29 protein-coding genes are annotated in these 25,007 nt (G+C 61.4%); 12 read left to right on the forward strand and 17 right to left on the reverse strand.

The genetic code is table 11. From position 1 onward, the window contains the following. Window position 1: 1 nt before the first annotated feature. Window positions 2-892, reverse strand: coding sequence for a hypothetical protein (locus ACFX4T_RS05890; protein WP_377651103.1), 891 nt, complete (start codon window positions 890-892; stop codon window positions 2-4). A 92-nt stretch (window positions 893-984) separates the two neighbouring features. Between ACFX4T_RS05890 and ACFX4T_RS05895 the strand changes: the two genes are divergently transcribed. After that, window positions 985-1,434: an SRPBCC family protein gene (locus ACFX4T_RS05895; RefSeq protein ID WP_377651104.1), complete on the forward strand. Its 450-nt coding sequence runs from the start codon at window positions 985-987 to the stop codon at window positions 1,432-1,434. A gap of 42 nt (window positions 1,435-1,476) precedes the next feature. On the opposite strand, the gene ACFX4T_RS05900 is transcribed toward ACFX4T_RS05895, so the two are convergent. Genes ACFX4T_RS05900 through ACFX4T_RS05910 form a run of 3 tightly spaced genes read right to left on the reverse strand, consistent with a single transcriptional unit; the run spans window position 1,477 to window position 5,181 of the window. Then, the gene (locus ACFX4T_RS05900) at window positions 1,477-2,454 is read right to left on the reverse strand and encodes a hydroxymethylglutaryl-CoA lyase (RefSeq protein ID WP_377651105.1); all 978 of its coding nucleotides are present in this window, start codon (window positions 2,452-2,454) and stop codon (window positions 1,477-1,479) included. Further along, entirely contained in the window at window positions 2,451-3,701 is a 1,251-nt protein-coding gene (locus tag ACFX4T_RS05905) for a CaiB/BaiF CoA transferase family protein (protein ID WP_377651106.1), read from the reverse strand. The genes ACFX4T_RS05900 and ACFX4T_RS05905 overlap by 4 nt, the downstream gene beginning before the upstream one ends. A gap of 46 nt (window positions 3,702-3,747) precedes the next feature. Then, a complete protein-coding gene (locus ACFX4T_RS05910; protein WP_377651107.1) occupies window positions 3,748-5,181 on the reverse strand; it encodes a GntP family permease in 1,434 nt (477 codons plus the stop codon). 332 nt (window positions 5,182-5,513) lie between these two features. On the opposite strand from ACFX4T_RS05910, the gene ACFX4T_RS05915 reads away from it, so the two are divergent. The 4 genes from ACFX4T_RS05915 (at window position 5,514) to ACFX4T_RS05930 (ending at window position 8,165) form a co-directional block, all read left to right on the forward strand. Further along, window positions 5,514-6,497, forward strand: coding sequence for an alpha/beta hydrolase (locus tag ACFX4T_RS05915; protein WP_377651108.1), 984 nt, complete (start codon window positions 5,514-5,516; stop codon window positions 6,495-6,497). Further along, entirely contained in the window at window positions 6,478-6,963 is a 486-nt protein-coding gene (locus ACFX4T_RS05920) for a DUF1801 domain-containing protein (RefSeq protein ID WP_377651109.1), read from the forward strand. Before ACFX4T_RS05915 ends, ACFX4T_RS05920 begins: the two co-directional genes overlap by 20 nt. A 97-nt stretch (window positions 6,964-7,060) precedes the next feature. After that, window positions 7,061-7,684 carry an FMN reductase gene (locus ACFX4T_RS05925; RefSeq protein WP_216924659.1) on the forward strand — a complete coding sequence of 208 codons (624 nt, stop codon included), beginning with the start codon at window positions 7,061-7,063 and terminating at the stop codon, window positions 7,682-7,684. Between the two features lie 133 nt (window positions 7,685-7,817). Further along, window positions 7,818-8,165 (forward strand): zf-TFIIB domain-containing protein, encoded by a 348-nt coding sequence (locus ACFX4T_RS05930; protein WP_308169314.1) that lies wholly within the window; start codon window positions 7,818-7,820, stop codon window positions 8,163-8,165. 6 nt (window positions 8,166-8,171) lie between these two features. Here the strand turns inward: ACFX4T_RS05930 and ACFX4T_RS05935 are convergent, their stop codons facing one another. Together ACFX4T_RS05935 and ACFX4T_RS05940 are read right to left on the reverse strand one after the other, a co-directional pair. Continuing rightward, on the reverse strand, window positions 8,172-8,747 hold the full coding sequence (locus ACFX4T_RS05935) for a hypothetical protein (protein ID WP_223947398.1): 576 nt from the start codon (window positions 8,745-8,747) through the stop codon (window positions 8,172-8,174). Window positions 8,748-8,754: 7 nt separating this feature from the next. Next, window positions 8,755-9,225: a hypothetical protein gene (locus tag ACFX4T_RS05940; protein ID WP_377651170.1), complete on the reverse strand. Its 471-nt coding sequence runs from the start codon at window positions 9,223-9,225 to the stop codon at window positions 8,755-8,757. A gap of 631 nt (window positions 9,226-9,856) precedes the next feature. On the opposite strand from ACFX4T_RS05940, the gene dnaB reads away from it, so the two are divergent. After that, window positions 9,857-11,242 (forward strand): replicative DNA helicase, encoded by a 1,386-nt coding sequence (gene dnaB, locus ACFX4T_RS05945; protein ID WP_216924509.1) that lies wholly within the window; start codon window positions 9,857-9,859, stop codon window positions 11,240-11,242. 20 nt (window positions 11,243-11,262) lie between these two features. On the opposite strand, the gene ACFX4T_RS05950 is transcribed toward dnaB, so the two are convergent. From ACFX4T_RS05950 to ACFX4T_RS05975, 6 genes are all read right to left on the reverse strand, one after another. Beyond that, window positions 11,263-12,090 (reverse strand): hypothetical protein, encoded by an 828-nt coding sequence (locus ACFX4T_RS05950; protein WP_223947397.1) that lies wholly within the window; start codon window positions 12,088-12,090, stop codon window positions 11,263-11,265. 73 nt (window positions 12,091-12,163) lie between these two features. Further along, window positions 12,164-12,346: a hypothetical protein gene (locus tag ACFX4T_RS05955; protein ID WP_223947396.1), complete on the reverse strand. Its 183-nt coding sequence runs from the start codon at window positions 12,344-12,346 to the stop codon at window positions 12,164-12,166. A 115-nt stretch (window positions 12,347-12,461) separates the two neighbouring features. Next, window positions 12,462-13,436 carry an acyl-CoA thioesterase gene (locus tag ACFX4T_RS05960; RefSeq protein ID WP_377651110.1) on the reverse strand — a complete coding sequence of 325 codons (975 nt, stop codon included), beginning with the start codon at window positions 13,434-13,436 and terminating at the stop codon, window positions 12,462-12,464. 79 nt (window positions 13,437-13,515) lie between these two features. Further along, window positions 13,516-14,088 (reverse strand): hypothetical protein, encoded by a 573-nt coding sequence (locus ACFX4T_RS05965; protein ID WP_377651111.1) that lies wholly within the window; start codon window positions 14,086-14,088, stop codon window positions 13,516-13,518. Beyond that, the gene (locus tag ACFX4T_RS05970; protein WP_377651112.1) at window positions 14,085-14,429 is read right to left on the reverse strand and encodes a PEP-utilizing enzyme; all 345 of its coding nucleotides are present in this window, start codon (window positions 14,427-14,429) and stop codon (window positions 14,085-14,087) included. Before ACFX4T_RS05970 ends, ACFX4T_RS05965 begins: the two co-directional genes overlap by 4 nt. A 2-nt stretch (window positions 14,430-14,431) precedes the next feature. Further along, window positions 14,432-14,854 carry a hypothetical protein gene (locus tag ACFX4T_RS05975; protein ID WP_216924522.1) on the reverse strand — a complete coding sequence of 141 codons (423 nt, stop codon included), beginning with the start codon at window positions 14,852-14,854 and terminating at the stop codon, window positions 14,432-14,434. A 145-nt stretch (window positions 14,855-14,999) separates the two neighbouring features. Between ACFX4T_RS05975 and aztD the strand changes: the two genes are divergently transcribed. Beyond that, on the forward strand, window positions 15,000-16,313 hold the full coding sequence (gene aztD, locus ACFX4T_RS05980) for a zinc metallochaperone AztD (RefSeq protein WP_377651113.1): 1,314 nt from the start codon (window positions 15,000-15,002) through the stop codon (window positions 16,311-16,313). 143 nt (window positions 16,314-16,456) lie between these two features. Here the strand turns inward: aztD and ACFX4T_RS05985 are convergent, their stop codons facing one another. Next, complete coding sequence (locus tag ACFX4T_RS05985; protein ID WP_216924526.1) at window positions 16,457-16,891, reverse strand: DoxX family protein; 435 nt, start codon at window positions 16,889-16,891, stop codon at window positions 16,457-16,459. A 40-nt stretch (window positions 16,892-16,931) separates the two neighbouring features. Next, complete coding sequence (locus tag ACFX4T_RS05990) at window positions 16,932-17,516, reverse strand: antibiotic biosynthesis monooxygenase (protein ID WP_216924527.1); 585 nt, start codon at window positions 17,514-17,516, stop codon at window positions 16,932-16,934. Between the two features lie 42 nt (window positions 17,517-17,558). Between ACFX4T_RS05990 and ACFX4T_RS05995 the strand changes: the two genes are divergently transcribed. From ACFX4T_RS05995 to ACFX4T_RS06005, 3 genes are all read left to right on the forward strand, one after another. Further along, the gene (locus tag ACFX4T_RS05995; RefSeq protein ID WP_216924530.1) at window positions 17,559-18,899 is read left to right on the forward strand and encodes an MATE family efflux transporter; all 1,341 of its coding nucleotides are present in this window, start codon (window positions 17,559-17,561) and stop codon (window positions 18,897-18,899) included. 9 nt (window positions 18,900-18,908) lie between these two features. Next, complete coding sequence (locus ACFX4T_RS06000; protein ID WP_308169317.1) at window positions 18,909-19,481, forward strand: DUF308 domain-containing protein; 573 nt, start codon at window positions 18,909-18,911, stop codon at window positions 19,479-19,481. A gap of 73 nt (window positions 19,482-19,554) precedes the next feature. Further along, window positions 19,555-19,908, forward strand: coding sequence for a hypothetical protein (locus ACFX4T_RS06005; RefSeq protein WP_223947390.1), 354 nt, complete (start codon window positions 19,555-19,557; stop codon window positions 19,906-19,908). A 10-nt stretch (window positions 19,909-19,918) separates the two neighbouring features. On the opposite strand, the gene ACFX4T_RS06010 is transcribed toward ACFX4T_RS06005, so the two are convergent. After that, window positions 19,919-20,467, reverse strand: a complete 549-nt coding sequence (locus ACFX4T_RS06010; protein ID WP_377651114.1) for a CGNR zinc finger domain-containing protein — start codon at window positions 20,465-20,467, stop codon at window positions 19,919-19,921. A 71-nt stretch (window positions 20,468-20,538) separates the two neighbouring features. Between ACFX4T_RS06010 and ACFX4T_RS06015 the strand changes: the two genes are divergently transcribed. Next, window positions 20,539-21,585, forward strand: a complete 1,047-nt coding sequence (locus ACFX4T_RS06015) for a DMT family transporter (RefSeq protein WP_216924536.1) — start codon at window positions 20,539-20,541, stop codon at window positions 21,583-21,585. A gap of 146 nt (window positions 21,586-21,731) precedes the next feature. Here the strand turns inward: ACFX4T_RS06015 and ACFX4T_RS06020 are convergent, their stop codons facing one another. Further along, complete coding sequence (locus ACFX4T_RS06020; RefSeq protein ID WP_216924666.1) at window positions 21,732-21,995, reverse strand: WXG100 family type VII secretion target; 264 nt, start codon at window positions 21,993-21,995, stop codon at window positions 21,732-21,734. A gap of 158 nt (window positions 21,996-22,153) precedes the next feature. On the opposite strand from ACFX4T_RS06020, the gene ACFX4T_RS06025 reads away from it, so the two are divergent. Further along, window positions 22,154-22,426, forward strand: a complete 273-nt coding sequence (locus tag ACFX4T_RS06025; RefSeq protein ID WP_377651115.1) for a DUF2277 domain-containing protein — start codon at window positions 22,154-22,156, stop codon at window positions 22,424-22,426. Window positions 22,427-22,438: 12 nt separating this feature from the next. On the opposite strand, the gene ACFX4T_RS06030 is transcribed toward ACFX4T_RS06025, so the two are convergent. After that, complete coding sequence (locus ACFX4T_RS06030; RefSeq protein WP_377651116.1) at window positions 22,439-25,003, reverse strand: heavy metal translocating P-type ATPase; 2,565 nt, start codon at window positions 25,001-25,003, stop codon at window positions 22,439-22,441. Between the last annotated feature and the right edge of the window lie 4 nt (window positions 25,004-25,007).

Consider the following 25,007-nt stretch of genomic DNA (forward strand, 5'->3'; position numbering starts at 1 on the left):
CCTAATGAGCGGCTCCACCACAGGCCGCCGTCACGAAGTCGTAGATACGCCCACGCAACTCATTAGGTGCTGCAACTTTCAGTACGCCCTCCCGCGTGCCCACCGAAATCCTTAGTGGCAACAGCGTTCCCACCTTGTCCTCGGCCACCGCATGCGGGTCGCAACGCGCCGGACGGATCGTCAAGGGCAGCTCTTTCGGAGGCGTGCCGGACGATATCGCGATGTCCCGCGGCCAGGGGTCCGTGGACGATTCGGCCAGCAGCGTGGTTCCGTCGATGGACTTAATAGTGAGCTTTTGCGGTGACTCACCAGGAGTGCTCGCAGGGGTAATGACAAGACGCACGACGGCGGTTCGACCATCCGGGGCCACCTCAAGATCGGAGTTCAAGACGATGGTAGCTACGGCGGCGGCGTCCGCTGCCAAGCACAGCTCGTCGGCGTTCCGGGGCAGGACGTTGAACGGATCCTGCGCCTCAACCGAGATTTCTGCGGGTACCTTAGCTGGCTCCGAATATTCAACGATGGCCTTGATAGGTCCATTAGGCGACTGGCTGCAATGCGGCGCAGGCAAATTGGCGGGAAGGCTCTTGGGCTGCCGGGGTGGTAGCTCCAGGACGCCGCCTGTTGGCTCCCATACGATGTCTTTCTCAAATAAAGGGGAGTTCAGCCGCGCACCGGTAACGGTAACGGGAGCATCCGCGGAGTTGGTGAGCTGTATGAGGATGGCTTGCTTGCCGTATTGGTCCCGGGATTGATTAACCTCTACGGAGATGGGTTGTGGCCCTGGGCTGGTCGGCGGTTCCTTGCTGGGGGAGCGGTCACATGCCGCCAGCGGCAAGGTGGACATCAGGGCTACGCATGCCGCCCAATAACGCCACTCCCCGCTCTCCATGCCAACAGTGTAGGCGGCCGGTAGCGGACAATTGATAAGCATGCTTAGCTTAGTCTCACCACAGATGCCGAAGGCACGCAGAAGGGAACTCCATGTCCACTGTTACTCAGCTGTTCAGGTCCTCTGCCGCGGACGTCTGGAACGTCATGGCCGACGGCTGGCTGTACTCCGGGTGGGTGGTTGGCGCCTCAAGGATCCGCGCGGTGGATGACCAGTGGCCACAAGTCGGTTCCAAACTCCATCACTCCGTGGGGGCATGGCCGCTCCTCCTCAACGACAGCACCAGCGTCACCGGCGTGGAACCTGGCCGTAGCCTGGAACTTTTAGCCCGCGGCTGGCCCGTAGGTGAAGCAAAGGTGCGCATTACCTTGGAGGAGCTGGGTGGCAACCAGTGCCGCGTCTCTATGGCTGAGGACGCGATTCGGGGCCCGGGAAAGGTGGTGCCAAAGGCACTCAGGGATCCCATGATCACCGTCCGCAACCGCGAAACCCTGCGTCGCCTGGAGTTGATGGCGGCAGGCGGGGCGGGGAAGCCAAGCTAGAGCCCTGCCACAGCGCGGCCGGCAGCCCGCATCGCCTCAGTCTCAGTTGCCCTGTGCCGTCGTTGGCGTGGCAGCCGGCATGACCCAGTCGAAGGCGTCTGCCCGGGAGCGGGCGCCTTGGGCAGCCTTCGAACGGTTGGGTTCCCCGAGTTCCGCGAGTAGCTTCTCGGACAGAGCCACGAGGCCGCCGAAAGTCCCGGGCGTGAGCCACTCGGGTCGGGTGGCGAAGAGTATGTCTTCGCTGGAAGTGTTGCCGCTGGCGCCGGGGGCGAAGGGACAGCCGCCCAGGCCGCCCAAAGCGCCGTCGACCATTGCTGCGCCCGCCTGGATTGCGGCGAGCGTGTTGGCAACGCCCAAGCCCCAGGTGTCGTGACCGTGGTAGACGATCCGCCGGGCAGGGGATTCATCCCGCACACGGGTGATCAGGCGTGAAACCTGTGCGGGGACGGCTTGCCCCAGCGTGTCGCAGATGACGATGTCCGTGGTGCCCTCGGCCCGGGGGTCATTGGCGATCGCGAGGATGCGTTCCTCTGGAACGTACCCTTCAAAGGGGCAGGTGAAGGACGTCGCGATGCACAGCTGGATCAGGCCATTCACTGCGCGGGCGTATTCAACGGCCTCAGGCAACGCGGCAAGGCTCTGGTCCGTGGTGCGGCCGATATTGGCCTTGTTATGCGAATCCGAGGCCGACAGGCAGTACTGAAAATTCCGTGCTCCAGCAGCGGCGGCCTTGGCGACGTGGCCCGGTGTGGCCACCCATATCCAACATTTCTCGAGTTCCTCGGGCGTGAGGGCCTGGACCACTTCGAGTGTGTTGGCCATGGTGGGGACCAAGTCCGCGCGGGCCATGGAACCGAGCTCGATTGCTGGCACACCCAACCGCAGCAGCTTACGCACCGTTTCGATCTTCTGCTCTGTTGGCAGGAGTTTCCCGGTCAGTTGCAATCCATCCCTCAGCGTGACATCCCGCAGGATGGCGTCACCCAGGGTTGTGGCCAAAGGCCCTTCAAAGCGGTTCATGGTCGGACGGCCTCCTCGCGGCCGGACGCCGCATCGATTTGCGCAGCATCCAGGTGAAGGAGGCCGCCAAGGATTTCTTCAGTGTTTTCGCCGAGGTCCGGTCCGAGGTTGCGGATGGGCAGGGACTGCTCCCCGATCACGGGAACGATGCCCGGGAAACCTACTCCCGGGAGGATCTCCTCGCCGGTGGAAACGTCGAACTTCTGGATCATATTGCGGGCCGCGTATTGGCTGTCCGTACTGATGTCCGCAGCTGTATAGATGGGACCAGCAGGAACTCCGGCGTCCTCCAAGGCCGCCAATGCTTCAGGCGCGGTCAGCTGGCCGGTCCACTCGCCGATTGCCTGGTCCAGTTCCTCGCGGCTAGCCCAGCGCCCGGCATTTGTTTGCAGCGCCGGGTCCTCGGCCAGGTCCGGCCGGCCGATAGTCTGCATGTATCGCTGGAAAATCGAGTCGCCATTTCCGGCCACGACAATGCTGGCGCCGTCCTTGCAAACGTACGCATTCGAGGGCGCAATGCCTTCCATCCGGCCACCAACGCGCTGCCGATCCACGCCATACGCCTGATAGTCAGGGATAAGCGATTCCATCATGGAGAACATTGCTTCGTTCAGCGCGACGTCGATGATGCGTTCGGCGAGGGGAACAGCGCCGGCCGCGCTCCGGCGTCGTGCTTCACGCTGGTAAAGACTCATCATGGAGCCAAAGGCGGCGTAAAGGCCCGCGATCGAGTCTCCGATGGAAACGCCCACACGCACCGGAGCGCGGTCCGGGTCACCCACCAGGTTGCGGAACCCGCTATAGGCCTCGGCGACGGCGGCAAACCCCGGCCGCTCGGACAATGGCCCTGTCTGTCCAAAGGCAGAGATGCGGGTGACGATGAGGTCCGGATTGGCTTGGTTGAGGACTTCGGGCCCTAGACCCCACTTCTCCAGCGTTCCGGGGCGGAAGTTCTCAAGCAGGATGTCCGACTTGGCAACCAAGGCCAGGACAGCCTGCTTCCCTGCCTCGGTGCGGAGATCCAGGACCACGGACTTCTTGTTGCGGTTCAGCGTGCGGTAGAGCATGGAAGTGTTGCCCTTGTGGAGGCGCCAATTGCGGAGCTCGTCGCCGCTGCCTGGACGCTCGACCTTGATGACTTCAGCGCCGAAATCGGCTAGCAGCCTGCCAGCCGTGGGAGCGGCAATGTAATTGCCGAGTTCGAGGACTCGGACGCCGTCCAACGGGGCGATTGTTTCGTGTGTCATGGTCTTCTCTCGTGCGTGCTTTTGTGATGGGACGGTCGGCGGGCGGTCAGAACAGCAGGCTCATGGGCAGGATCAGCAGGATCGCGACCACGGAGGCTACCGAAACTCCCACCGTGACCGATTTCAATGCACCCCTCACACTCTGGCCCAAAAGAGACTGCAAGAGCCAGAACGTGTTGCTGGTGACGTGAACCATGAAGAGCGAGCCGGCGCCAGCGGCGAGGGCCAGCAGCACGGGATCAAGTCCAATAGCTGGGGCGATGGGTGCCAGCAGCCCGGCGGCCGTAATGGCGGACAGGGTGACGGAGCCGACGGCGATGTGCAGCGCTGCGGCGATGGCCCACACCACCAGCAACGGGGCCACGGTGCTCGCTGAGAAGAAGCCACCAAGGATGTCGCCGAGCCCGGCGGCTTTGACGGTGGCTGCCAGGGATCCGCCCACGCCGGTCAGGATCAGGATCTGTCCGCTTTCCTTGAAGCCCACAGCAATGGCCTCTTCAACCTTTTTCTGGCCAATCGACGCCCGGGTTACAAGGCAGGTGCCGATCAGCCCAATGAGAAGAGCGATGACGGGTTCGCCAAGCAGCTGGAGCCAGGGGAGATCGATCTTGAAAATCTGGAGGATAGCGCCCGCACCGATGAGGATCAGGGAAGTCAGGAGGGGGGCAAAGAGCATGATCAGCGGTTTCTCATTGCTCTCGCGTTCGGCAACAACCACCGCGCCCTTGGTTGGCTGGGTGCTGGAGCTGGCGCCAGAGTTGCTGGCGGTCTCTGTTCCGGGGAGTGAGCCGCTGGTGGGTTCCTCGCCCTCGCTGTCTTCCTCGGCCACGAATGTGTGGTCCTCGTCCTTGGCTTCATTCCAGAAACCGCGGCGGAAGAGGAACGTCATGATGGCAATGGAAATGATGATGGTGGGAACCACCAGCAGCAGGCCGAAGAGAAGCATCTTGCCGAGTGGGACGTTGAGGAGACCGGCCAGTGCCAGGGAAGCCACACCGGGCACCGTGAAGACGATGCCGCATTCCAGTGCGATAGCCATGGCGGTTGCCATCCGTGCCGTTCCCAGTTTTCCGATTTTGGGAGCCAGCTTGCGGGCAAGCGGGGCTGAGATAACCAGGAGGACATCCAGGAAGATGGACTGGAGGAGCGTGCCTATCGCCAGCCCCATGGTGTACGGAAGGCGTTTGGGGCCGAAGGTCTTGAGGAGATGCTCCACCAGGCGCCGGATAGCTCCGCTCTGATTGAGGATGGAGCCCATCAAAACGCCGAAGGCGATGAGCAGGCCTACATCGACCATGATCTCGCCGAAGCCGGACGTGATGGTCTTGACGGTCTCTTCGACCCCGAGGCCGACTGCCAGGCCCAAATACACGGAAGCGATGACCAGGGAAATGACGGGGTTGACTCTGAAGCGGACGATCAGCACAACCGCGGCCAGGACCGCTACAGCTGTGTTGATCAGAACAGCAATGTCTGACATGGGAAATCCGATCGTTGGGCCTTCCACTCTGAAGGCTGGGAACTGATGCACGCCGTGAGATAGGCCACATCACTGATCCCATATTATGAGTTTGAACTCATATTGCAAGCTTTTTCGAGAAATCGGACGGGATTTCCCTTCATGATCCAGCCCCGGAGACTTAGCATGGTCCACAGGTACACCAACTGGGGGAGTGTGTAATGGGGCCACTGGAATCGACTCAAGCCAACGTGACTGGCGCGGCAAAAGCCCGGACGGATGCGGGAGGCGGTTCCCCTTTAGGTCCCGGTTCCAGGGCAGCTTCGCAGACCAAGCGACGGCGTCCTTCCCGAGTGAGGAAACTCGACCTCGCCATCATTCTGATCCTGGTCATTCTTCTGGCCCTGTCGGCGACTCCTTGGCCCTCGGCTATGTTGATCCGCAGCGTTTTTGAGCGCGGAGCGCAGTCGACTATTGATGAGATGGAGCCGTACGTCCCGGACACTCCCTTGCAGGAGCACGCCGGTGTTGTTTACAAGCCCGGTTCCGCGTTCGATGTTTTCAGCCCTTCGGGGACCACCGCTGCGCTCCCTACGATCGTCTGGATCCACGGCGGTGCGTGGATTTCAGGGGCTCAACGCGATGTGGAACCCTATCTTCGAATTCTTGCGGCTGAGGGATACACGACCATTGGTGTGAGCTACCCGATCGCGCCGGAGGCCGTCTATCCCACCGCCGTACGGGACATCAACGATGCCCTTGGCTATATCAAGGCGCACGCCACAGAACTGAACGTGGATACCACTCGGATTGTCCTGGCCGGCGATTCTGCTGGAGCGCAGTTGGCCAGCCAAATGACCACTCTCACTGTTAACCCTGAGTATGCCAACCTGATGGGGATCGAACCCGCGCTCCAGAAATCGGACCTGGCCGCGACCATCCTGCACTGCGGTGTGTATGACCTCCGGGCCATGGCCGACCTCAATGGCCTGGTTGCGTGGGGCTTCAAAACCTCACTGTGGGCATATACGGGAACGAAGGACTGGTCCTCCACATATGCGGGCAGTACCATGTCCACCATTGATTTTGTGACCAAGGATTTCCCGCCGACCTTCATCAGCGGCGGCAATGGTGATGGTCTGACGTGGCTTCAGTCGGTTCCCTACAGCAATCGCCTGAAGGAAGCCGGTGTTCCGGTGACAGAATTGTTTTGGGCCGCGGACCACGACCCCGAACTGCCGCATGAGTACCAATTCCACCTGAACTTCGCCGAGGCCCGCGATGCCAGGGATAAGACCTTGGACTTCCTGTCCATGCATGCCTCCAGAACGAATTGAGGGAAAGACTGTGGACCGCTCGGAAGGGCATGTCGAGGCCGGAGCATTCTCGCTGCCAGAAGCCATGACTGGCAGGGCAAGTCCCGCGAAGGCCGCAGTTGGGGACAAGCCCGTCTTCGCCTACATCGCCAGCCTTCCGCAGCCACAGCGTGGCATCGCCGAAGCCATCGATGCGCTGGCGGCCAAGACACTGCCGGGACTTGAGCGCTCGGTGAAATGGGGCATGGCGTATTACGGCGTCGGCGACGGTTGGTGCTTCAGCTGCGGCGGCTTCGCTGGCCACGTCAAGCTCATGTTTATCAATGGCGTGACGCTTCAACCCGTGCCGCCAGTGACGCCCGTGGGAATGGGCAAATCGACGCGGGGTCTGGAGCTCGAATCCGTGGAGGACATCGACGAAGACCATATAGCGACGTGGATGAAACAGGTCACGTCCGTCCCGGGCATTGGAGGAAGGAAGCGTTGATGGATGCCCTGCGGGAATAGTTTGTGATGCTCGCTCGTTCAGTGATTTAGATGCATATGCATGTATGCTGGGAATGAACGAGCAACAGGAGAATGCCATGGAAACCCGCCGCATCACAGTCCTTTCCGCCGGACTCGGCGTCCCGTCGTCGAGCCGTCTGCTGGCGGACCAGCTGGCCGCATCCGCCGAGCGGCAGCTGCGGGCGGCAGGCTACGAAGCGAGGATCGACGTCGTCGAACTTCGAGACCTGGCCGTGGACATCGCCAATAACTTCGTCACCGGTTACGCCGCTCCGCGGCTCGCAGAGGTGATTGCCGGCGTCGAGGATTCGGACGGCATCATCGCCGTCAGCCCTGTTTTCAGCGCGTCCTACAGCGGCCTCTTCAAGTCCTTTATCGACGTCCTGGACCCCAAGTCCCTCGACGGCAAAGCCGTGCTGCTTGGCGCAACCGGCGGCACCGACCGCCACCAGATGGTCCTGGACTACGCCATGCGTCCGCTGTTCAGTTACTTGCGGACCCGGGTTGCGTCCACCGGCGTCTTCGCGGGGCCCCAGGACTGGGGAAACGACGACGGCGGCTCGCCCCTCTCGGCCCGCGTAGACCGGGCAGCCGGTGAACTCGTGCAACTGCTCAGCGGTCCCCAGCCCGGGCGCAAGACCCCAGCCCTGGAGTCGCTGCCATTCGAACAACTGCTGGCCGGTATCTCAGGGGGCAGGTAAGAGACCCACCTCCATTGGCGTGAGCTTGCCGACCCGGAAATGAATCGAGAGGTTCCAGCTCTTCGAATTTCACTTCTCCGTCAGACCGAACTTTTCCCCGGGTCCGGTCGTTGGGGCAAGCATGAAGTGTCCTGTGGATTCCATTGATCTGGTGATGAGCGAACGAAGCGGAGTGGAGATTGACTACTGCCCGCAGTGCAGGGGTGTATGGCTCGATCGCGGTGAGCTGGACAAGATTATTGACCGGGTCGCTGTCGAAACCATGCCGGCTCCTGCCAGGCAAGCCCCGGCACCCCAGCAGCCTCCGATCGCTCCGCCGCCCATCTACAACCCCTTTGAATCGCGTCCGCAACAGCCCCGATACGACGATCGCGGCGATCGCCGTGACTATGACCGCAGGGGTGACTATGACCGACGCGACGAGTATGGCCGTAAACGGAAGAAGAAGGAAGGATTCCTGGGAGAACTGTTCGACTTTTAGTCGCGCCTAATCCTCCAGGAGTTCGATGAATTCGCGCGCTTGTTTAATGGTGATGTCCGAGTGGCGTGTCAGGGCCAGGGCTGCGCCCTCCACATCACCGCTTTTTGCCAAAGTCCGGATTCGTCCGTAGATCTCATCGTTGAGCATGTTGCTGCTCACCTCGCGCGTCACGTCACCCTTGCTGACGATGGCCCGGTACCGGTACGGGAAGCGCTCGGGCTCGTCGTCGTCCTCCGACAAGAGATCCTTGGGCTGCGCCTCTGGCGTGAAGGGCTGCGGGTGGGCGGCCAGAGCGCCCACGGCGTCCCGTGACGCCCGTAGCCCCTCCCCGGTGGCTTGCAGATACAGTTTGATGGCTGCCATGCCCTGGCCCTGGGCAATAAGCGAGTAGAGCCGCCTATGTTGTTCCTCATTCAGCTTCGCAGCCGATTCTTTGGCCAGCTGAACCGGATCTTTGGGGGAGTTGGCGGCAGCTACACCAGCCTTTGTCTCGGCCGAACGCTTGCTAAAGGAACGCATCAGCAGCAATACGCCCGCAATGACCGCGATCAAAATCACGAGCGGGACAAACAAGGAATCCATGGCGTTGTCAGAGCCGATCTACATAGTTCTTAGCGGTGAGTAAGTCTGAATGCGTGGCCTGGCGGAAGACTTTTATGGCTTCTATCTTGCGTCCGCCGCGAACAAGGTTCTGCAACTCAAAGGCGAGTTGAGGATTGAGCTGTCCATTGGGAAGCACCGCAGGCTGGTGCCCCGTTTGCGTGCCTGCCGTCCTGGCGGCTTGGGCCTGATGAGCGGCCCGGGTTTGTTCTGTCTGCTGGGTGTGCTGGGCCTCGTTCTGGCTTGGCTTGGTGGAAGCCTCGATCTTGGCCCGGGCAGCAAGCGCAGCCTGAACTTGTGAAGCTTGATGCGCTGCGGAACGGGCCGCAAGTTCGTGTTGATACCGCTCGGCATCGGAAAGGCCAGTGTCGCGCGGTTTAAAGGCCGCTGAAAGCGCCCACAGCAGGCCCAGGAGGACAATTAGCGGAAGGGCCATCATCAGCACGTCACCAAAGTTCATCCCCATGCTTAGAGCTTATGCCAGAACTTGGTTATCCACAGCACATTCCAGTCTCGGCATAGACTTCTGAGAGGACAGTGTCAAATTAAGGCCCTCTTTGTAAGATGCATCACATTTGCGGCATGTTTAGCATGGATTTAAGGCTCTAGTGACCAACTGGACCAGCTCGGTCTGTGGATGATTTTCCACCAAAACTTTCTTTGCTCCACAGGCTGTGATGAACGTTTCCGCAGGTCAGGCCATAGTTACTGCAAAAAGAATTTCTCTATCCACAGGGTAACGCACAGACTGTGCACAACGTGGGGGTGGTATTCCACAGGTTATCCACATGTGCACTTGACAGTGGACTTTGCGCCCGGACTTAGCACCGCTAACGTGGCTCGGGTACCTGTTTCAGTATGGAATTTGCCCTCTCAGTGACCTTCAAGCAGCCGCGCGCAAACATGCTTGGGGAGACTTCTGTGGATAAGTTGTGGAAATTGGGGAAAGTCGAAAATTGTCGGACCCCCATGGATATAACAGGAGCACTCGGCTGGTCCGGAGGCTCGGGCAATCCATCCCAGGTCCACCTGCGCTTTACGCACCACTGAGGGACTAACTCTCTGCAGCGGTACACAAATGGAGGACGGCTTTGTCAGTTACGCACTTGGACTCAATCGAGGGCACACGCGCTTCGGACTCGAGCCGGAAACCTCCCCAGGACATCCCCGCTGAGCAGTCAGTCCTGGGCGGCATGATGTTGTCCAAGGACGCCATCGCCGACGTCGTCGAGATCGTCCGTGGCCACGACTTCTACCGTCCGGCGCACGAGACGATTTACGAGTCCATCATTGACCTCTATGGCCGTGGCGAGCCCGCCGACGCCGTAACGGTCTCCGACGAACTGACCAAGCGCGGTGAGATCAACAGGATCGGCGGACCAGCCTATCTGCACGAGCTCATCCAAACTGTACCTACGGCCGCCAACGCCGGTTACTACGCCGAGATCGTGGCAGAGCGCGCAGTGCTGCGCCGCCTCGTGAACGCCGGCACCAAGATTGTCCAGATGGGCTACGGCCAGGACGGCGAAGTGGAAGACCTCGTCAACCAGGCACAGGCAGAGGTTTACGCGGTTGCTGAAAAGCGCACTGCCGAAGATTACGTGGCGTTGAAGGACGTCATGGAGTCCACCGTGGACGAGATCGAAGCTTCCGGGCATCGCGGCGAAGGCATGGTGGGCGTTCCCACCGGATTCTACGAGCTTGACGAACTGACCCACGGCCTCCACCCGGGCCAGATGATTGTTATCGCTGCCCGTCCTGCTGTCGGTAAATCCACGTTTGCGCTGGACTTCGCGCGCTCCGCCGCCATCAAGAACAATCTGGCTACGGTCATGTTCTCCCTCGAAATGGGCCGGAACGAGATCGCGATGCGTCTGCTCTCTGCCGAGGCCACCATCGGACTTCAAGATCTCCGTAAGGGCACCATCAAGGACGAGCAGTGGTCCAAGATCGCCACCACCATGGGCCGCATGAACGACGCCCCGCTGTTCATTGACGACAGCCCCAACATGTCACTCATGGAAATCCGGGCAAAGTGCCGTCGGCTGAAGCAGCAACATGACCTCAAGCTCGTTATCCTGGACTACCTCCAGCTGATGAGCTCCGGTAAAAAGGTTGAATCCCGCCAGCAGGAAGTCTCCGAGTTCTCGCGTGCCCTCAAGCTGCTCGCCAAGGAACTTCAGGTTCCCGTCATTGCGCTGTCACAGCTGAACCGTGGTTCCGAGCAGCGCCAGGACAAGCGCCCCATGGTGTCTGACCTTCGTGAATCAGGTTCTATCGAGCAGGACGCCGACATGGTCATCCTGCTCCACCGTGAGGATGTGTATGACAAAGAATCGCCGCGAGCCGGCGAGGCCGACATCCTCATCGCCAAGCACCGTAACGGCCCTACCAAGGACATTGTTGTCGCGTTCCAGGGTCACTACTCGCGCTTCGCAAACATGGCCGGCGATGCTGGTGGTGGGGGCGGCTTCTAGGTTCCCGAGCCGGAGGCTCCTTAGGCAACGGGCAGTACCAGCAGGTACCCAGTCGGCAGCGAACCGCTCCAGCGTCGCGGTTCCCGGACAACGAACTGCGTCGCCAACTGTTCAGGGGTCAGAAGGCTGTTGGGGGCAGGCGAAGGGCCCCACTGTCCGCTGCCGTAGGGGTAGAGCGGGTCCTGTACCCGTATTCCCGTGACGGAGAAGTCCGGGAACTGGGAGGGATCTCCGAGTGACTCGAATCCGCTCATCACCCAGGCATGGCGGCCACTCCACATGACCAAGCCAACGGGGCGGCCCGTAGTGGCCATGGCTCGTGCAGCAGTTCGTACGGCTTCCCCATAGTTGGCGATGCTGACGACTTCGTACGGTCCCATCCCGACGGCGGTCAGAACCGCTGCCCAGCCGAAGGGGTTTGCGCCGTTGAAGGAGTCGGAGGACCGCATTCGCGCCATTTCCCACAGCTCGGACTGCTGGGCGCGGCCGGCCCATGTGCCGCCTCCGGTATCGTCGATCAGGTTGTGCGCGATCTGGATGCTCGCTGCGACACACCAATCAAACGTGTACTGCGGTACGAAGTCGCCTTCTTGGTACAAGTTCAGGGAGTACGCCTGAGGCACCGCCACAGGCGTTGGGACTGGGGCCGGCGTCGAAATCGGAGCAGGGGCCGTTTGAGTCGTTCCCTGAGCTGGACCGGCGACACCGCCAGCCACTGGCTGGGCCGTGGAAGATGAAGGCGGTTGATTCGGGGCGGCCTCGTCCACGCCGGTCGCGGACGAACAGGCCGACAGAAGGGTGGCAGAGGCGACGAACCAAGCCAGGAGACGGGCGCGGGCACCGGTCATGATCCAGTTTAGCGCGGGGCTGGCTAACCCCTGAAGGCAGCCTTTTCCGCAATTGGGCCGGATGCTACAAACGTTAAATGCGTCGGAGCGTGGAGTAGGGGCGACTTGGGAGGGTTCCTGCCACCCATGGTTGAACTGAGGGTTCAACCGGAATCTGCCCGCGGCCGTCGCGGATCACCAACACCACGGCCCCTATGGCGGCGGCAAGGGAAGCCAGACCCAACAGGATGAGGACAACAGCAAAAGCCAGAGACATCTCCATGCACCTCTAGGCCTAATTTTACCGGTCTTCGTGCTTCTTGGAGCTCCGTTGACGTCCTGCATCGCATTGTTGGAGCGTTGCACGACACAGAGTCCTACAAGGCGGGGAGCTAGTTGCCAGCAGCCTTAAGCAAATGATCCGGCAGTCGATTCCCGGGCGCCCGTCCTCGGATTTCCAACAATTCCCGGGCATGGGCATGCAACTTTTTGTCCTCTTCCGATACAGGAACCCATTCTGGAATCGGCACCGCCGTTCCCGATTCATCCCGGGCCACCATCACAGTGAGGCAGTACGTTGTCAGGTTCATCTCGCGGGTTTTGGGATCACCGGAGCGGACGTGGACAGCGATGTGCATTCCCTTTGCCCCCGTGTAAACGAGACGGGCTTCTACTTCCACCACGTGGCCGATCAACAACGGCCGATAGAAGCGGACGCCGCCTGAGAAGACTGCCACGGTGTCCTTGCCGCAGTATCGCGAGGCGCACACGTATGCGGCTTCGTCGATCCATTTCATGACAATGCCGCCGTGGACCTTGCCGCCCCAGTTCACATCAGTGGGGGCCGCCATAAACCGCAGTACGACGCGTTCGGCGGTACCGGCGTCGGTATATTCCTGGGAGTTCATCGCATTGACGATCTGTTCACGCACTTCAATGCGCGCAAGCGCGTGATCCCTTTGCTCGATTTCTTCCGGGGTGGAGGGTTCGAATTGCGGCACGGGAATCGGCTTGCCGTCAGGTCCTACGGCCACGAATATCACCATGCACTGGCTGTGCATCGTCTCCGGTCCGCCCTTGGGGTCGCGGGAACTGACCACCGTGTGGATGTGCATGGAGGAGCGGCCCGTGTACACGATGGTGGAAGTTACCTCCACCATGTCGCCGCTGTTCACCGGATCGGTGAAGTGAATGTTGCCCACGTAGGCGGTGACGCAGTACGACTTCGCCCAGCCCACCGCTGCGGCATACGCGGCCTTGTCCACCCACTCAAGGACTGTGCCCGCGTCGACCGAGCCGCTGTGTCCAATGTCCATTGGAGCCGCAAGGAAGCGGAGGGTCACGGAGTTGCCGGCTGTCTCACTCATGCTGGAAGTTTACTGTCGGCATGTTTCTGTTACGTGAGTAAGTCTGGATCCGCTGTCCGAGTGGCCGGACGTCCGCTGCCTACCCGCGCTGGATTCCCAGGGTTGCGATGAGATCCTCGTGCAGTTCGAACCATGCCCGGTGGAAGGAATCACGGTCGGTGGCGGTGAACCAGGCACTGTCCCTGCGCGCCTGCTCGAGCGCGTCCATCAGCCGCCGGGAGTAGCCCGCGAACCGTGGCAATGATTCCGCCAGGCGTTCTTCCAGCGGACTCCACGAAGCTAACACCTCCTCCAAGATCCCGGAGGCAGCCATGCCCCTTACTTGCTGGAGTTGGATGGCGCTGCAGGCACTGACAACCGTCGGATTTAGGTCCACGAACTCGTTGTGCACGCCCATCACCAAGGAGCGGGCGTCTTCACGGTCCAATTCAGCTGCGAGGAGGCGCTCATTCTCGACACGACCAGCACTGGAGAGGGACCACCCGCTGCTGCCAGCAAAGGAAGTGTGGGAAACGAAACCGAGCACGCCGGCGTCGATGAGTTCGGACTCGACCAAGCTGTGATCCCGACTGAATCGATCCGCAATGGCGTGGGCGTCGGCGAACCCGAGGAGTCGGACGGCGTGAAGTGTAAGTAACAAGTCGCCAGTCATTCGGCTGATTCCGCAACGGCAGCGACGGTAACTGTGCCCAAGGATCCGTTGATCGTCACGGAAGTTCCGTCCGCGAGCAACGTCATGGCGTCCCGGACACCTACGACGGCCGGTATTCCGAATTCACGGGCGACGATGGCGGCGTGGGACAACATTCCGCCACTCTCAGTGACAACTGCCGCAGCCATCCCAAAAAGTGGCGTCCATACGGGGTCGGTGGTGCGGCACACCAACACATCGCCAAGCTGGAACCGACCGAAGTCATCGGGCCCGTTGATGATTCGCGCGGTCCCATGGGCCGTTCCTGCGCTTGCCGCGGTTCCGTTGAGTGTGACTGCCATCGTCAGCGCCCACCGAGGTTCGGATTGGGTCGATCGGTAAGCCGATCGAGTCTTTGTTGTGCGGCCTGGGCGGAGCGGAGCCCGAGGCTCTCCGCGATCTGCGGCCACGTGAGGCCTTCTGCCCGCGCAAGAAACAGAAGCGCGGTTTCGACGGCGTCCATCTCACCACGAGCGGCGGCAACCAATGCGAGGGCGGCACGTAGATCCGCGGCCTCGACGGGGGCGGGATTTGGGTCTGTGCCCTGACTGGAACCCCTGGACCGCCAAAGTACGTGCTGGATCAGGTCCGTGGCCGAGGGGGGTTGACCAGCCGCGAGCCAGGGCCGGTGACTGAGGTCCGAACCACCCCTGTCCATGAGTAACCGGACAGCCCTGGTTTCCCGCTCCGCTTGGTCAGCGTCCTGGGACCCTGCGTCGTTTTCCATGTGCTGCTCCTTGATTGACCATTTCTAGCGCAAGCATGGGATATCAACATTATGTTGTCAACATGCTGTTGATGGGTTCGGCGTGGAGCCCGACACATTCGCTCTGCGAGTTGATACACAAATGAGAATCAATATCATTTAACCCATGCCTCATCATTCCACCCTTATTTCCCCTGCCTCAGCCACCCCCAAACGCCGCTTCCCCGCAAAGCCGCTTGCCGCCGTCGGGCTTTCCGCCCTTCTACTCTCCGCCTGCGGAGCCCCTGGAGGCTCAGCTGGCAACGCCGCGGAGCCTGCCGCCTCCAGTAGTGGGAAGTCGAGCCCGAAAGAGGGCGGCGCCCCCAGTCCGCGTCTGGTTTACACGCACGACGCCGGTATTGGAGTCATGGACGCCACCACCCTCAAGCCTGTGGGAGGGGCGGAATTGTCAGGTTTCAATCGGCTGAATCCCGCTGGTGACGGTCGCCATGTGTTTGTATCCACGGGAGACTCGTTCCGCCTGTTCGACGCAGGCGCCTGGACCGAGCCGCACGGCGACCATAGCCATCACTACGTTGCCGAACCCAAGCTGACCGAGCTGGCGTTTGAAGCAGACAAGTCCGGTCACGTGGTTCGTCATGCGGGCAAGACAGTCCTGTTCAATGATGGATCGGGCAAGGTTGAGAGCTTCAAGTCGTCCTCCTTGGGTGCTTCCATCGAGGATGGCGCCCTGCCTGCCACCGACGTCTACACGACGCCGGAACCGCATCACGGTGTGGCAGTGGAGCTGGAAGACGGCAAGTTGCTGGTGACCCTGGGGAATGAGGAAAGCCGCTCAGGAATCGCTATCCTCTCCGCAGGCAAGGGCCAAGAGCGTAAGGAAATCGTCCGCAACGAGGACTGCCCGGGCGTCCACGGCGAGGCTGTTGCTGCCGGAGAAGCTGTGGTGGTCGGCTGCGAGAACGGCATGCTGATCTATAAGGATGGCGTGATTACCAAAGTCGCCAGCCCGGATGCCTACGGACGTCTGGGCAATCAGGCGGGTTCCGGGAAATCGCCGGTGATCCTGGGGGACTACAAAGTGGACAAGGCCGCTGAGCTGGAACGGCCAACCCGCATTTCGCTGGTGAACACTGAAACCGCAACCCTTCAACTTGTGGATATTGGAACCAGCTACTCGTTCCGTTCCCTCGGTCGCGGACCTGCCGGTGAAGCGCTGGTCCTCGGAACTGACGGTTCCCTGCGTGTCATTGACCCGATTTCAGGCTCAGTGACCTCGACGATCCCCGTAGTGGCCGCGTGGGAAGAGTCCACCACCTGGCAGGATCCGCGTCCCACGCTGTTTGTCCAGGGCGCGACGGCGTTCGTCACCGAACCTGCGACGAGCACCATCCACGCGGTGGATTTGAAGACGGGAAAAGTGAAGAAATCGGCTGAGCTGGAGCACGTCCCGAATGAGCTAACCGGGGTAGAAGGCTAAACGCTCTCTCACTTCCCGCGGGCTTTTCACCGATCTTCTTTCACTTCCAGAGGCCTAAAGCCGGATGTTCTCTCACTTTCTTGACGAAAGTGAGAGAACATCCGGCTCAAAAGGCTATTAGGTGAGAGAGGGTATGGGAGCGCTTACGCGAGGACGCGGAGTTTGGATCCCTGCCGTCCGAAGAGCGCGTTGTCGGCGGAAAGCTTGCCTGCACCAGCGAGGGCGAGAGCCAAGGCGGCGCCTGCAAAGATCAGGACAAGCTCGTAACCGCCATTGGCGACGAAAACGCCGGCCGGTGCGTGAACCAGGAACAGTGCGCCCAGCATATCGACGGCCAGGAGGGCTGCGAACACCCGGGTCAGGAGGCCAATGATCAATGCGATGCCGCCCACAAGTTCAAGGGTTGCAATTACCGGGGCCACGGCTGAAGCGCCGGGCACGCCCATCTGCGCGAAGGAGGCCTGTGTTCCCGCAATGGTGAATTCGTTGAACTTCTGCCAACCGTGCGCGGCGAAGAGAAAACCTGCAATAACGCGCAGGACGGTCAGGGCTGTGGTGCTCAGGCTGGACTTGTTCATATCTTCAACTTTTCCCGAGATAAGTTGAAGAGTCAACTAATTAAGAAGTTCCGTGACTTTTCCCACGCGGCGTTGCTTGTAGCCATGGCTGCAGAAGACGCGTCGTGATCGGCAGGAAGATGTACGTCATCAACGGCGTCAGGATGACGATGTTAAGGAGAACCTGGAACACCAGTGGCCAGCCTTGCGTCAAAGGGTGCAGCAGGAAATTAGCCAACAAACTGAGCGGAAAGAACGGCAGGAAGATGCTAATGGCTTGCTTCCAACGAGGCGGCACAACGGTTTCCGGGACGACCACAGAGGAGTCGCCAGGCTGTGAAAACCAGCCCTCGATTCCAGTGCGCCGTTCAACGCGAGTGGTCTCCATCATTTCCCGGGCACTATCAATCCACCAGCGACGTTCCTCGGACTGCTCCCATCCGTGCAGCGTTTCAGCATCGGCGAAGCGGTACAGCATGTGCCATTCGTTTGAACCAGCGCCATTCCGGACCCACCCCGACCCCAGGTAACCGGGCCATTCGCGTGCCAGTTCCTGGCCGGCGTGTGCCCAGGCGTTTGCTTGCCGGGTATACCCCGGAAGAATGGTGCGGGCGACGGAAACTGTAACGGGATGCTTGTGTGACACGGCCCCAAATTTACCCGCCCCCAAGCGGACTAGGCTTGTTTAGTGCCTCAAACCACAACCATCACCACACGTTCCAATGCCCGCGAGATCTTGCGCCTGGCAGTACCCGCGTTCGGCGCGCTCATAGCCGAGCCGCTGTTCCTGCTCGCCGACTCCGCCATCGTTGGCCACCTTGGCGTAGATCAGCTTGCCGGTGTTGGCCTGGCATCCACCGTTATGCATACCGCTGTGGGACTTATGGTCTTCCTGGCATATTCGACGACGCCTGCAGTCGCCCGCGCGATCGGTGACGGAAAGTTGGCGAAAGCTTTGGCAGCAGGGCGCGACGGCGTCTGGCTGGCTTTGGTGCTGGGCATTTCGCTCGCTGTGGTTGGCTTTGTCGCTGCCGAACCCCTCGTGGGCCTAATGGGCGCCACTGGCGACGTGCGTGGGTTCGCCGTGGATTATCTGCGCTGGTCGATGCCCGGCCTCGCCGCGATGCTCCTGATCTTCGCAGGTACTGGCGTGCTCCGCGGCCTTCAGGACACCCGGACGCCTCTGGTGGTTGCCACTGCAGGTTTTGCACTGAACATCGCGCTGAACTGGTTCCTCGTGTACGGCCTGCATCTCTCCGTTACTGGTTCGGCAATCGGCACCAGCATTGCCCAATGGGCCATGGCCACCGTGTATCTGGTGATGGTCGGGCGAAATGCACGGCAACACGACGTGTCCTTCAAGCCCGATTGGCACGGCATTCGGGCCATGACCAAGGTGGGCTCGTGGCTGATGCTCCGCACGCTCAGCCTCCGTCTCGCCATCCTCGCCACGGTCCTCGTGGTCACAGCCCAGGGTGCGGTGAACCTCGCGGCGCACCAGTTGGCGATGACCATTTTCTCCTTCCTCGCCTTCGCTTTGGACGCTCTCGCCATCGCAGCGCAAGCCTTGATCGGCAAGGAACTGGGTGCGCGAAATGCTGGCCGCGTCCGTGAACTCACGCGGACCATGATCCGATGGGGTCTCGGTTTTGGGGTGGTCACCGGGTTGCTGCTGGCGTTGGTTGCTCCTTGGGCCGGCTACCTCTTCACCTCTGATGCCGGTGTCCGGGAGGCTCTGACGCTGGCGCTCTGGGTCCTCGCCGTCGGACAGCCATTGGCCGGCTACGTGTTTGTCCTCGATGGAGTTCTCATCGGTGCTGGCGACGCGCGTTATCTGGCGATTGCCGGCGTCGTAAATCTTGCGGTCTATGGGCCGTTGCTGGCGGCCGTCCATGTCATCAGGCCCGACGGCGCGGCGGGGCTGGTGTGGTTGTGGGTGGTCTTTGCGCTTGGCTACATGCTCGCCCGTGGAGTGACCTTAGGGTTGCGCGCGCGGACCGATAAATGGATGGTGCTGGGTTCACACTAAACTGGACGGGTGACTCTCCCAGCGAATTCTGCCCAGACACCGTCTGCCTCCGTGGCCGAGCTCTGGAAACCCGTGCTGGTCCGCGCTGCGGTTGCACTGGTGTTTGGCCTGGTTACGATCTTCTGGGGATCGCCTTCTGTGCAGGTCCTCGCGTGGGCTATCGGCCTATACCTGCTGGGGACAGCTGCCGCTCTGTGGATGTCCCGCGTTCTGCCTAAGGCCGTTTCCGTAGTCGTCGCAGTGGGCGGTGTGGCGGCTTTGGTCACTCAGTCCGATGCCGGCGTCGCACTCTCCGCCGCCGCCGCACTGCTCGTGCTTGGCGTTTTTGAACTGATCCACGGCCTGCGGAATCGCGACTCGTTGACCCGTGATTGGCTTGTTTCCGGCGTTATCGCTGTGGGTACCGCTCTGGCGTTGCCGTTCTTCATTTCGCTCGGGGCGCACGCGCTTTTGGGGGTCGCTGGCGGCGGTGCGATCCTTTCCGGAGTGTTGTGGATGCTTTCCGGACTCACCCTCCGGCATGACGCTCAGTCGGGGACCCAGGCCACTGCGCCGGGTGCTTCCCCTGAGGCCGTAAACTAGTAGCTGGACGTTCTACTCTCTGTAGAACTTTTGCAACCGGCGGGCGCCGAACAGGCCCGCCATCATTGGAGGAATGACCGTGGCAGACCAGACACCAGGAGAGCCGCGCAAGATGCGGACCTCGGTCAAGGGACCCCTCATGTTCTCCGCGTTTTTCGCTGCACTGGCATTCGTCGCCGTGCTGATCTTCGCTTCAGGCGGCAGTGCCCACACTCCGCGGTTCGATCTCGCATTCACCGGCGCAGGTATCGCGTTCATCGTGAGCCTCGTGGTGGCGGCCATGCTTTCCATGAGCCACAAGGAAAACGCCGAGCACCTGGGCAAGGGCTCCGGCGTCAATCTCAGTTCCAAGCGCCCCGGGCACGGCGGTTCTGCAGCTCCCGGTTCGGCTGCTGATGAGACAGAAACGCCCGACGCCGGCCACTAGGCTCCCGGCCTTAGTCGCCCTCGGCAGACTTCCTCGCCCGATACGCCGCGACGTGGGCCCTGTTGGCGCAGTTGCCTGTGTCGCAATAGAGCTTTGAGCGGTTGCGGCTGAGGTCCAAAACCACGGCGTCGCAATCGTCCGCGGCGCAGACACGCATGCGGTCCATCTCCTGGCTGCGGATTACGTCAACGATTGCCATGGCAGCTTCTGTGCCCATGCGGTCGGCCAGGGGTGCTTCCGGGGTGGTGGCGTGGAGATGCCAGTCCCAGTGATCGTGCTTGACGAGTTGCGGGAGTGCCTGCGCGTCTATGAGCAGTTTGTTCACGGTCTTAGCGGCGGTGTCCTCATCGGCAGCCCAGAGTGATGCCAGCTCGCTACGCAGCCGCTTGACGCTGCGCAATTCTGCTTCATCGTGGGTCCTCGAACCCGAGAATTCTTCGGCCTCCAGGAACTCGTCGAGGTCCTCTACTGATGCCAGCGAATCCTCGCCGTTGGCTGCTGTGTTGATGAGATTGACGACGGTGCGAAGTGCAATCTCGGTGTCAGGCGCAAAATGCACTTTGACTCCTTACATGTTTCGGGAGTACTGTCATGACCATAAGCCCACTTTACTCCTGACAGGAGGCTGCTGTGTCAGCTACAAAGACGAAGGCTGATGCAAAAGGTTTCCTGGCCTCGGGAGTCGGCATCGCCCTGTTTTCCTCCGCGGTTTTCGGAACCTCCGGCTCATTTGCCAAGTCCATGCTGGAAACCGGCTGGTCACCCGGCGCTGCCGTTGCCGTGCGACTGACAGGTGCCGCGCTGATCCTGGCGATTCCCGGCGTCGTGGTTCTTCGCGGCCGCTGGCACCAGCTCAAGGACAACTGGCTGACTATCCTGCTGTTCGGCCTCATCGGAGTCGCTGGCTGCCAACTGTTCTACTTCAATGCAGTGGCCCGCTTGTCCGTGGGTGTCGCGCTCCTGCTCGAGTACCTCGCTCCGGTAATGATCGTGCTCTGGCTCTGGATCGCCAGCCGCCGCAGGCCTCGGGCCCTTACGGCCGCCGGCGCACTGCTTTCATTGGGTGGGTTAGTCCTTGTCTTGGACCTGACCGGTGCTGTGAAGGTGGACTTCATCGGCGTCCTCTGGGGCATGGCTGCGGCAGTGTGCCTGGTGATCTACTTCTTCATCACGGCCAAGGAAAACGACACCCTTCCCCCTCTGGTCCTCGCCTCGGGCGGGCTTCTGGTGGGCGCACTGGTCATGTGGCTGGTGGGCGCCTTGGGATTGATTCCCATGACTTTTAGCACCGCTGATACGAGCCTCGGCCCATGGACGATACCGTGGTGGGTCTCAGCCGCGGGACTCGTTATTCTCGCGACCGTCCTGGCCTACGTCTCCGGCATCATGGCCGCGCGCAGCCTGGGCTCGAAAGTGGCGTCTTTCGTTTCCCTGACGGAGGTGCTGTTCGCCGTGATCTGGGCTTGGCTGCTGCTGGGCGAACTGCCGGGTCCCATCCAGTTGGTGGGCGGACTTCTGATTGTGGGCGGTGTGGTCCTGGTCCGCGTGGACGAGCTCCGGGGTGACCGGCGCGTCGCCCGCCCGGAAGCGGAAGCTGCCGCGGCACGGGTATTGGATCACGCGAACGACGTCGAGCCCGTCCCGTCGAGGCCGGCCGCCAAGGTGCCGCGCGACTAGACCACGAGGAACTCCCGGGCTTGTTCGCACAACCTGCCCTTGAGCGTCAGGATCAACGAACAACCTCGGGATTCGGCTTAGTTGGGTTCCGACTTAAAAGGCGAATGGCCCGGGCGCTGTGTGCGTCCGGGCCATTCCCAACTGTCTTAGTTGGAAGCCTGCTGCTGCTGCTCAGCGTTCTTCTGAGCGCGGTCGCCAGCTTCGCGGAGGGCGTCGGCAACCTTCTTCAGGTTGGAAGCGTGCTGGCTGTCCCACTCGCTGCGGAACTTGTCAGCGTCCGGGCCCTTCCAGTCGGTGCCGTCAAGGGCACCCTTCAACTGTGAACGCTGCTGCTCGATGTTCTCGGCGCCAGCCTTCAGCTTGTTACCGAGCTGACGAAGCTGATCAACATCTGCACCCCAAATAGCCATGAGATTCTCCTTCATTTGTTCGGACCCGAGCTCTTCGGCATCCCCAGCGGCCTCCGGCTCATCCGGAAGATCCAATAGCTAAAACCTATCGTGGGTTTCCAAAAGGCGTCGATGGGCACCCCTCCCCATGCAGCGCTGCCCATAGTTAGCATGGGGTTATGTGCCGGAATATCAGGACTCTTCATAACTTCGAACCACACGCTACGACGGCTGAAGTGGAGGCCGCCGCGCTGCAATATGTGCGCAAGATCAGCGGTTCTACCAAACCTTCCAAGGCCAACGAGGAAGCCTTCGCTGAGGCCGTCCACGAGATCGCCCACATCACGCAGCATTTGCTGGATTCGCTGGTGAGTCATGCCCCCGCGAAGAACCGTGACGAGGAAGCGGCCAAGGCAAAGGCCCGGGCCGCGGTCCGTTTCGGAACCGCTTAGCCCGGACCCTGGTTATTTTCCGAACGAGCGCAGCCGTAGGGAGTTTGCAACAACAAGCACGGAGCTCGCTGCCATCGCCGCGCCCGCGATCATGGGATTCAGCAGTCCAAGAGCTGCCACTGGGATACCGATCGCGTTGTAGAAGAATGCCCAGAACAAGTTGGTCTTAATGGTGGAGAGCGTCTTGCGGGAGAGCTCAATAGCCTGGACGAGCTGACCCAGATCGCTGCCCATGACCGTAAGATCCGAGGCTTCGATCGCGACATCCGTGCCCGATCCCATGGCAATGCCCAGATCGGACTGTGCCAACGCAGCGGCGTCATTCACGCCGTCGCCCGCCATGGCCACAGTTGCGCCGGAGGCCTGGAGCTTCCGAACTGCGTCGACTTTGCCTTCGGGCAAGACCCCAGCGAACACATCGTCAGGAGAAATCCCGACGGCGGCAGCTACTTGGGCGGCCACGGCAGCGTTATCACCTGTCAGGAGCATCGGACGGATACCCAGGTCCTTCAGTCGCTGGATGGCAGCCGCCGAGCCGGGCTTGATGGTATCGCTCAGGCTGACGATTCCGGCAGCTCGACCGTCCACAGCCACCCAGATAGCGGTGGCGCCGCCATTCTCCTGGGCTGCGAGTTCGTCCCGGTGGCTGGAATCGAGGGCAATGCCGTTCTGCTCAAGCCAACCCGATCGGCCCACGACAACCGTTTTTCTGGTGCCATCCAAAGCCACGGTTCCCCGGACTCCGCCGCCAGGAGCGGAACTGAATTCATCCACGGCCGGAAGAGTACCGGCGTCGGGCGTTGCTTCCCTGGCCGCCGCTGCAATCGCATGGGCGATCGGGTGCTCCGATGCCGACTCAACCGCACCGGCAAGCGTGAGGACCGCGGCCGGAGAATGCCCGTTGAGGGCGACCGTATGGTCCACGGCTAGCTTGCCGCTGGTCACGGTACCTGTCTTGTCCAGCAGGATGGTGTCCACGTGGCGGGTGTCCTCGAGCACCTGCGGACCTTTGATGAGGATGCCCAACTGGGCGCCACGGCCCGTTCCTGTCAGCAGGCCTACAGGAGTAGCAAGGCCCAAGGCGCACGGGCAGGCGATCACGAGGACAGCAACGGCAGCGGTAAACGACGCGTTCAGGTCGCCCGAGAAGAACAGCCACAACAGGAACGTCACCAACGCAAGCACCAGCACGATCGGCACGAACACCGCGCTGATCCTGTCCGCCAGACGTGCGATCGGTGCCTTTCCAGTCTGCGCCTGGCTGACTAAACGGCCCATCTGCGCCAAGGTGGTATCGGATCCAACCCGTGTGGCGCGTACCAACAGGCGGCCAGACGTATTGATGGTGGCGCCTGTCACCTGACTGCCCGGACCGACCTCGACCGGAACGGATTCGCCGGTAACCAGAGAGGCGTCGACGGCGGACGCGCCGTCAATGACCACACCGTCCGTGGCGATCTTCTCACCTGGGCGGACCACGATGACGTCATCAACCAGGAGTTCTTCAGCAGGTATTTTCTGCTCCCGGCCGTCCACCAAAATCGTGGCATCCTTGGCGCCAAGGTTCAGCAGGGCCTTCAAAGCGTCGCCGGCCTTGGCCTTCGCATTCGCTTCCAAGTACCGGCCCAAAAGCAGGAACGTGGTGACAACCGCGGCGACCTCGAAATACAGACCACCACCGGACATGCTCTCCATGCCGGGATGCTCAGTCATTCGAGGATCCGCGAACAACTGCCACGCGGAGTAGAGGTAGGCCGCGATCACCCCGATGGAAACGAGCGTGTCCATGGTGGATGCGAAATGCCGGGCGTTGATAGCGGCGGCCCTATGGAACGGCCACGCAGCCCAACTGACTACCGGCAGCGCCAGGGCACCGACAATCCAGCCCCAATTGGTGAACTGCAGGGCGGGCACCATCGAGATTGCGAAGACAGGGACGGTCAGTATCGCCGCCGTGATCAGGCGTGGGCGGAGTGTTGACGCCGCTGGGCCGTGCGACATGTGATCTGCGTGGTCGGCTGGCTCCGTGGGTGCGGAACCGTCGGCGCCGTGCTCTGCATGCTCGCTCGTGCCTCGCTTAGACGCATGCTGCCGCACGCCTCCGGCGGTTCCGCTGTGGTCGTGGCCGGTTCCGCCCGGCACAACCAGCGTTGTCTGATCCGGCGCCATTGTGCCGTGGCTGGTTGGCGAATAGTGGTTGCCGTTGAGATCCGAGGGGTCATTCGTGAGCTCGGTGGCGGTGTTTGGGTGATGACCGTGCGCGCCAGGGACCGTGTATTCGCGTCCGTCGGAGTGGGCGCCGTGATCCTGGCGCTCGCGGGTGTGGGGGGCCGGGGGTTGGCGGACTTTGGCTTTATAGCCTGTGGCGTTGACGGTGTCCACGATTTGCTGATCCGTTACCGTGGCCGGAACCGTAACGTGGGCTGATTCCAAGGGGAGATTGACGCTGGCTTCAACGCCTTCAAGCTTGCCGAGCTTCCGCTCAACTCGATTGACGCACGAGGCGCAGGTCATGCCCTCTATGTCCAGTTCGATGACCCGGGTTTCGGGCTGATTGAAGGTCTCCTGGCTACTCAAGAGG

Source organism: Paenarthrobacter sp. YIM B13468 (assembly GCF_042788025.1).
In the GTDB taxonomy this organism is placed as follows: Bacteria; Actinomycetota; Actinomycetes; order Actinomycetales; family Micrococcaceae; genus Arthrobacter; species Arthrobacter aromaticivorans.